Origin of the sequence: Granulicatella sp. WM01 (assembly GCF_004570605.1) — a bacterium.
In the GTDB taxonomy this organism is placed as follows: Bacteria; Bacillota; Bacilli; order Lactobacillales; family Aerococcaceae; genus WM01.
In genome coordinates, this window is record NZ_SPPB01000016.1 from 23,404 (window position 1) to 30,588 (window position 7,185).

The following is a 7,185-nucleotide window of genomic DNA, read 5'->3' on the forward strand; positions in this document are numbered from 1 at the left end:
TATGACAGAAATTAGTATTATTGAACAAGTGAATATACTCTGGAAATCAGTAGAAATATTGCAATCTGCAATTGACTATTCGTATGTTGAAGCCTTAGGAGAGACATTGCAAAATATAGTCAATGAGGAAGTGCAACAAGTACAAGGTGTGCCGTCTGAAAGTGATAGGCAGCAACTAGAGCAATTATATCAACGTATAGATAAGCAACTATCTGCTGAAACTATGAGGAAAGTCATTCAATACACATTTTTAAAAGCAGCAAAACAAGATAAACTGCAAATGAATCATCAAATGACACCTGATACAGTTGCTTTGGTGATAGGTTTTATGGTGAATGCTTTAATATTAGATAAAAAATATACATTGAACGTTGGAGATTTTGCACTTGGTGCAGGCAATTTACTAGCCTGTGTTGCTCAATTTTTGATAGCAAACCATCGTCAAGTGACATTAATGGGAAGTGACAATGATGATGTATTAGTTCATCTTGCAAGTCAATCTCTTGCTTTACAAAAATTAGATGTAAATCTTTTACTACAAGATAGTTTACGTCCAATGTATATTGATTTGCTAAATATTGCCATAAGTGATTTACCGATAGGGTATTATCCAGACAAAGATCAAGCAGCTCATTTTAAAACAGCAAGCCAACAAGGTTTGTCTTATGCACATCATTTGCTTATTGAACAACATATTTATCATTTAAAACCTGGTGGGTTTGGTATTTTTATTGTGCCTAGTACGCTTTTTGAAACAACAGAAGCCACATCATTATTACAATTTTTAACACAACAGACGTATATCCAAGCCTTGTTGCAATTACCAAGCACATTATTCCAACAAGAAAATCAGCAAAAAAGTGTATTAATCGTACAAAAAAAAGCACCCTTTGCAAAACAAGCTAGTCAAGTCTTATTAGGGCATATCCCGGAATTTAAGCAACATGATAAATTTAGACAGTTTGTTCAAACATTTGAAAAATGGGCAAAAGAAAACTGTGTTTATGAGGATACTGTATGAAGCACATACTATTTGTTGGAAGTGGTGCATTCGTTGGTGCAATATTACGCTATGGCATGACGTTAATTCCTATTGCTTATATGACATCTTTTATGAAAACAATGCTTATTAATATAATAGGAGCGTTTTTATTATCAATAATTACACGATTTATTGAAAAAAATATGTTAACACAAGAGATGTTTTTATTGTTAGGAACAGGAGTATGTGGTGGTTTTACAACGTTTTCAACCTTTTCATTGGAAATTATTCAATTAATAGATGACAGACACTATATCATCGCATTTTTATATGCTATATTAAGTGTGGTATTATCGCTTTTTGCAATTATTTTAGGAAGAATAATTTTGCAGTAAAAAAGATTTGAAAAAAAGGGTATTTAGGAGTTATAATATATACCTAATATATATTAAGGAGAAATAAAACATGTCAAAGACAATTGCGATTAACGCAGGGAGTTCAAGTTTAAAATTTCAATTATTTGCAATGCCAGAAGAAGTAGTGTTAGCTAAAGGTTTAGTGGAAAGAATTGGATTAAAAGATTCAATTTTTACAGTAAGTTATGGGGAAGGTCAAAAACATTCTCTTACTTTAGATATTGCTAATCATGACCAAGCAGTGCAAATGTTATTAGATACATTATTAGAATTAAACATTGTAAAAGATTACAGTGAGATTACTGGTGTAGGTCATCGTGTTGTTGCAGGGGGAGAAATTTTCAAAGACTCTGCTTTGATTGATGATAAAGCATTAGAACAAATTGAAAGTTTAGCAGAATACGCACCATTACATCAAATGGCAGAAGTAGCAGGAATTAAAGCATTTAAAAAATTATTGCCAAATATTACAAGTGTAGCTGTATTCGATACATCATTCCATACAAGCATGCCTAAAAAAGCATATTTATATAGTTTACCAATGGAATACTATGAAAAATATGGTGCACGCCGTTATGGTGCACATGGAACAAGTCATAACTATGTTTCACGTCGTGCAGCTGAAATGTTAGGAAAAGATATTTCAGAATTAAAAATCATTACATGCCATTTAGGAAACGGTGGTTCAATTACAGCTGTTAATGGTGGTAAATCTGTTGATACATCAATGGGCTTCACACCATTAGCTGGTATTACAATGGGAACTCGTGCAGGCGATTTTGACGCTTCTTTAATTCCATTCTTAATGGAAAAAGAAAACATTGCAACAGTAAATGAATTTATTGATATTGCAAATAAAAAATCTGGATTATTAGGTATTTCAGGTGTATCAAGTGATATGCGTGATGTAGAAAGTGCCGCTGCTCAAGGAAATGAACACGCACAATTAGCTTATGATATTTTCATTTATCGTATTCAAAAATATATTGGTCAATATGTTGCAGCTATGAATGGAGTAGATGCTATCGTCTTTACTGCAGGAATTGGTGAAAATTCAATGGAAACACGTCGTGATGTCATTGCTGGATTATCATGGTTCGGTTGTGAAATTGATTCAGAAATCAATAAATTACGTGGTGAAGAGTATATTATTTCTACTAAAGAATCAAAAGTGGCTGTATTAAATATTCCAACTAATGAAGAAGTTGAAATTGCACGTGATGTTGAGCGTTTACGTGGATAAATCAATGACAATCTTCCTCGTGTCGTGAACAAAGGTTCACAACACGAGGATTTTTTATGTTGTGCCTAATAAATGAAAAGATGCTGATGGTAATATGCTCAAAAAATAGTGAATACCTTATTGTTTAAATAAAAAATAAGTAATGTCGTAAAAAGTGATAAAAGTAAGCTGGGAAAAATAAGTATTATCTGGAGTGATACGTTTAAAATTGTGAGAAATCAGTATTTATAAACAAAGTTTTCTTGCAGTTTATGTTATTTGTAGACTATTTTCCTAGTTCCATTAGGGATTTGACAAAAAATGAGATATTAAAAAATATGAACTAAATATTCTTATTGCCAATGGAGCGAGTTAGTATCCTATATTTGTGATAACTTAATTGTAAATACTATTTTATATGAAATGGTATTTCACATAGATTTTCAGTTTACAGATGAGTTATTCATAGTTCATGCATTGTACTAAGGAAAGAGAGGGCATGTTGATAGAGAAATTTTAATATCCAATTTAGTGTGTTAAATATTGAGATAGAATGATAGAAAAAATACAGAATAATACTAGGTATCACAGTATGATTTTTTTGAAAAATATGATAGAATGTTTGTGATTGGGAATTTACTAGCCATAGAGCTAAATATATAAAGAAAGTTGGGCATAGATGCAACATCCACGTGAAGGAGAGTTCATTACAATTAAGAGCTACAAACATGATGGTAGTTTGCATCGAACATGGCGTGACACCATGGTTTTGAAAACAAGTGAGCAGTCTATTATTGGGTGTAATGATCATACGCTTGTTACAGAATCAGATGGAAGAAGATGGGTTACAAGAGAGCCTGCTTTATTGTATTATCATAAGCATTATTGGTTTAATATTGTGACGATGATTAGACCAAAAGGCATTTCGTATTATTGTAATATCGCTTCTCCGTATGTTGTAGATTCTGAAGGATTAAAATATATTGACTATGATTTAGATGTCAAAGTTTTTCCGGACGGAGAAAAACGCCTGTTAGATGTTGAAGAATATGAATTACACCGTCGAAAGATGAACTATTCTAAAGAAATTGATCATATTTTAAAAGAAAATGTCCGCATATTAGTTGATTGGATTAATCATGAAAAAGGGCCATTTTCACCTGCGTACGTTGACTTATGGTATGAAAGATATCGTCAATTGATGCGTAGGCGATAAAAATCTTTAGTGTTATACTAAAGGTTTTTTATGCTAAAACGATAGGGAGAATATAATATGGATACATTGAAAGAGCGCCTAAGGCAAAAAAATATGCGGATGACACCGCAACGTTTAGCTGTTTTAGAGTATATTTATGTTTCTAAAACACATCCAAGTGCACAAGATATTTATCAAGCGTTATTGCCTAAGTTTAATACGTTAAGTTTAGCAACAATTTATAATAATTTGAATGCACTTATTGAATTGGGATACGTTATAGAAATGACGTATGGAGATGCAGCAACACGTTATGACTATAAAGAAGATGATGATGTACATTATCATGCGATTTGTGAAACATGTGGTTATATTATTGACTTTTCTTTAGAGGAATTGGATAATTTGTCGGAAATGTTAAAAGAAAAATATAAATTTATAACTCATTCACAGCGTTTAGAGGCATTTGGTCAATGCTATGACTGTCAAAGTAGAACTAGAAAAGAGAAAGAAATGTATGACTAAAAGAAATTTGGATTTAGGTATAAAAATAGGAATAATTTGTCTAATTATGTGTTCGTTAGGAGTCTTGTATATGTATTTGACAAATTCTACGGGCAATATATATCAAAATTTTGTTAACCAAGTATCAGAAGAAGTTGAAAAAGAAGTTGGAAAAGTGGCCTTTTTAGATAAACACATAGAAGGTAAAGCAACACTTGCTTTCTTTCCAATAGATGCTCAAGGGAAACCGGTTGAAAAATTGGCAAATCCATTACACAAAGGTTTAGAAACTGTTGACACACATACAGATATTAGTGTATTTTCATATACGAAGCAGAAAACACTCAACCAATATGATGGATATTATTTATATAAAAAACAATATAAATTGGAACAAGGGAAATATAAGGAACAATCAGCAGAACTTTTGGCGACTTATTATTTCAAAGAATCTGGAGAAACTGTCAGTTTTCAAGATTTATTAGAGGATTCAATTGATAGTCATACAGTTATGGAATTACTGAAAACCTTAGTTAATGACACTGTAAAAGAACTAACACAAAAAGAGAAACTGCTTAATATGTTAGAGCAGAAAAAGTTAAGCGAACTAGATTATGCTTACACAAAAGACCAGTTTTCATTATTGAGTCAAGATGATAATGGAAAAATTTTTTCTACGAAGTTGGATATTACGGACGTGATTCCATATTTTAAAGAAACTGTTGTTTTTGATACGTATAAATCAGTTTACACAACAAAAGTGGCAGAAATACGGGAAAAGCGCAAAACATATCGTCAGCAGATGTTACAAAATATTGTCAATGGTATTAAACAAAAAGTACCGTCTAAAAAAATTGCTTTAACATTTGATGATGGACCAGATAGCGATACTACACCACAAGTTTTAGATATATTGGAGAAATATCAAGCTAAGGCGACGTTTTATATGTTAGGTAGTCGAGTGGCAGGAAATGAAAACATCATAAAAAAAATGGTGGAAAAAGGACATGAATTAGGGAATCATTCATGGGACCATCCGGATTTAACGACATTGCCAGTGGAAGAAGTGAAAAGACAAGTTGAACAGACTCAACAAGCAATAACTGCTGCAAGTGGTGGGGTAGCGCCTAAGAGTATGCGTCCACCTTATGGAGCAATTAATGCTATGGTTAATAGTCACATTAATTTGCCAATTGCCATGTGGAATGTAGACAGTTTAGATTGGAAAACACGTTCAGCAGAGAAAGTGTATGAAGTGGTTACAAATCATATTGGAAATGGAGATGTTGTGTTAATGCATGATATTCATCAAAGTACAGTAGATAGCTTAGATCGCCTAATTGGGCAATTAAAAGAACAAGGATATGAGATGGTAACTTTATCAGAATTATATGATTCACATGAATTAGTTAGTGGTATTCAGTACTTTAGTGCAAATGATGCACAAATTGTGTCTGAATAAGTAAAAATATTTGTTGAAGTGATTAATTTCATGTAGAATGGGAATAGAACTTAGAAACGAGGTGTTATGCATGGAATTTATTGATGAAACAATGCTATTTAATAAAGATGATTTTTCTAATCATAATATTCATAATATGTTGCTTGAGGTATTTGATGCACTATCTGAAAAAGGTTATCATCCAATTAATCAAATTGTAGGGTATTTAATGTCAGGTGATCCTGCATATATACCACGTCATAATGAAGCGAGAAATCGTATTCGCCAGTTTGATCGTGATGAAATTTTAGAAGAATTATTAATCACATATTTGAAGAAATACGGGAGAATGAACTAATCGTGAGAATATTAGGATTAGATGTTGGATCAAAAACAGTCGGAATGGCAGTAAGTGATCCATTAGGTTGGACAGCTCAAGGTATCGGTATTTTATCTATTGATGAAGACAATCAATTATTCAAAATAGAGGAGATTATTCGCATTATTCATGAATATCAAGTTAAAAAGGTGGTTATTGGGCTGCCTAAAAATATGGATAATTCTGAGGGATTTAGAGCGGAAGCCTCTAGGCATTATGCAGAATTATTGCAGGCACAAATTGATATTCCTATTGATTTTCAAGATGAGCGTTTAACAACAGTACAGGCTGAACGCATGCTGATTTCTGAGGGTAATGTGTCACGTAAAAAGAGAAAAAAAGTAATTGACAAGTTAGCAGCAGTTATTCTATTGCAGAACTACCTTGATAGAACATCATCACTTTAAAAAAATTAATAAGAGAAAAGAAAGCGAGAAAGATTATATGACAACAGAACATAATCATGAAGAAGAATACATTACAATTATTGACGAAGAAGGAAATGAAGAATTATATCAAGTTTTATTTACTTTCGATTCAGAAGATTTTGGCAAATCGTATGTTTTACTATATCCAGCTGGTGTAAGCGAAGATGAAGAAGTTGAAATTCAAGCCTACTCATTTAAAGAAAATGAAGAAGGTGGAGCAGGAGAATTATTGCCAATCGAAACAGATCAAGAGTGGGATATGGTAGAAGAAGTGCTAAATACATTTTTAGCTGAAGATGATGAGAAATAGATTAATAATCTTATGTGATAAATGTCTAAGAGGGAGTTGCTTTAGCAACTCCCTCTTAGACTATACTAGAGAAATGTACTTTGGATATATGATAAATCGTATTAGTAAACAAATTGGCATTTCCACACGATTAGTTTTTATATGGTAAATGAATCAGCTGCTTTTTTATGAATATTATTTGGGGTGTACAATAAATCGTGTTGGTGAACAAAAAAGTTCGCCAACACGATTATTTTTTTATAGAAAAAAGTGAAGCAAACCAGTAAACTATAAGTTGAGACAAAATAGTAAAGAGGTGCTTCACATGG

9 protein-coding genes are annotated in these 7,185 nt (G+C 32.2%); all 9 read left to right on the forward strand.

Annotated elements, in window-relative coordinates:
* Window position 1 precedes the first annotated feature (1 nt).
* Window positions 2-1,021 (forward strand): class I SAM-dependent methyltransferase, encoded by a 1,020-nt coding sequence (locus E4T68_RS03615; protein ID WP_135124215.1) that lies wholly within the window; start codon window positions 2-4, stop codon window positions 1,019-1,021.
* Window positions 1,018-1,377: a fluoride efflux transporter CrcB gene (crcB, locus tag E4T68_RS03620; protein ID WP_135124217.1), complete on the forward strand. Its 360-nt coding sequence runs from the start codon at window positions 1,018-1,020 to the stop codon at window positions 1,375-1,377. Before E4T68_RS03615 ends, crcB begins: the two co-directional genes overlap by 4 nt.
* Window positions 1,378-1,447: 70 nt before the next feature.
* A complete protein-coding gene (locus tag E4T68_RS03625) occupies window positions 1,448-2,641 on the forward strand; it encodes an acetate/propionate family kinase (protein WP_135124219.1) in 1,194 nt (397 codons plus the stop codon).
* A gap of 658 nt (window positions 2,642-3,299) precedes the next feature.
* The gene (locus tag E4T68_RS03630; protein WP_135124221.1) at window positions 3,300-3,836 is read left to right on the forward strand and encodes a DUF402 domain-containing protein; all 537 of its coding nucleotides are present in this window, start codon (window positions 3,300-3,302) and stop codon (window positions 3,834-3,836) included.
* A gap of 57 nt (window positions 3,837-3,893) precedes the next feature.
* A complete protein-coding gene (locus tag E4T68_RS03635; protein ID WP_135124223.1) occupies window positions 3,894-4,340 on the forward strand; it encodes a Fur family transcriptional regulator in 447 nt (148 codons plus the stop codon).
* Between the two features lie 70 nt (window positions 4,341-4,410).
* The gene (locus E4T68_RS03640) at window positions 4,411-5,781 is read left to right on the forward strand and encodes a polysaccharide deacetylase family protein (protein ID WP_167753799.1); all 1,371 of its coding nucleotides are present in this window, start codon (window positions 4,411-4,413) and stop codon (window positions 5,779-5,781) included.
* A gap of 70 nt (window positions 5,782-5,851) precedes the next feature.
* Window positions 5,852-6,118, forward strand: coding sequence for an IreB family regulatory phosphoprotein (locus E4T68_RS03645; protein WP_135124227.1), 267 nt, complete (start codon window positions 5,852-5,854; stop codon window positions 6,116-6,118).
* A gap of 2 nt (window positions 6,119-6,120) precedes the next feature.
* Window positions 6,121-6,546 (forward strand): Holliday junction resolvase RuvX, encoded by a 426-nt coding sequence (gene ruvX, locus E4T68_RS03650; RefSeq protein ID WP_135124229.1) that lies wholly within the window; start codon window positions 6,121-6,123, stop codon window positions 6,544-6,546.
* 37 nt (window positions 6,547-6,583) lie between these two features.
* Entirely contained in the window at window positions 6,584-6,877 is a 294-nt protein-coding gene (locus tag E4T68_RS03655) for a DUF1292 domain-containing protein (protein WP_135124231.1), read from the forward strand.
* Window positions 6,878-7,185: the final 308 nt, after the last annotated feature.

What these genes read in the sequence shown, in the direction of transcription:
- E4T68_RS03615 (WP_135124215.1), top strand. Translation starts at nt 2, where the DNA reads ATGACAGAAATTAGTATTATTGAACAAGTGAATATACTCTGGAAATCA.
- crcB (WP_135124217.1), top strand. Translation starts at nt 1,018, where the DNA reads ATGAAGCACATACTATTTGTTGGAAGTGGTGCATTCGTTGGTGCAATA.
- E4T68_RS03625 (WP_135124219.1), top strand. Translation starts at nt 1,448, where the DNA reads ATGTCAAAGACAATTGCGATTAACGCAGGGAGTTCAAGTTTAAAATTT.
- E4T68_RS03630 (WP_135124221.1), top strand. Translation starts at nt 3,300, where the DNA reads ATGCAACATCCACGTGAAGGAGAGTTCATTACAATTAAGAGCTACAAA.
- E4T68_RS03635 (WP_135124223.1), top strand. Translation starts at nt 3,894, where the DNA reads ATGGATACATTGAAAGAGCGCCTAAGGCAAAAAAATATGCGGATGACA.
- E4T68_RS03640 (WP_167753799.1), top strand. Translation starts at nt 4,411, where the DNA reads ATGTATTTGACAAATTCTACGGGCAATATATATCAAAATTTTGTTAAC.
- E4T68_RS03645 (WP_135124227.1), top strand. Translation starts at nt 5,852, where the DNA reads ATGGAATTTATTGATGAAACAATGCTATTTAATAAAGATGATTTTTCT.
- E4T68_RS03655 (WP_135124231.1), top strand. Translation starts at nt 6,584, where the DNA reads ATGACAACAGAACATAATCATGAAGAAGAATACATTACAATTATTGAC.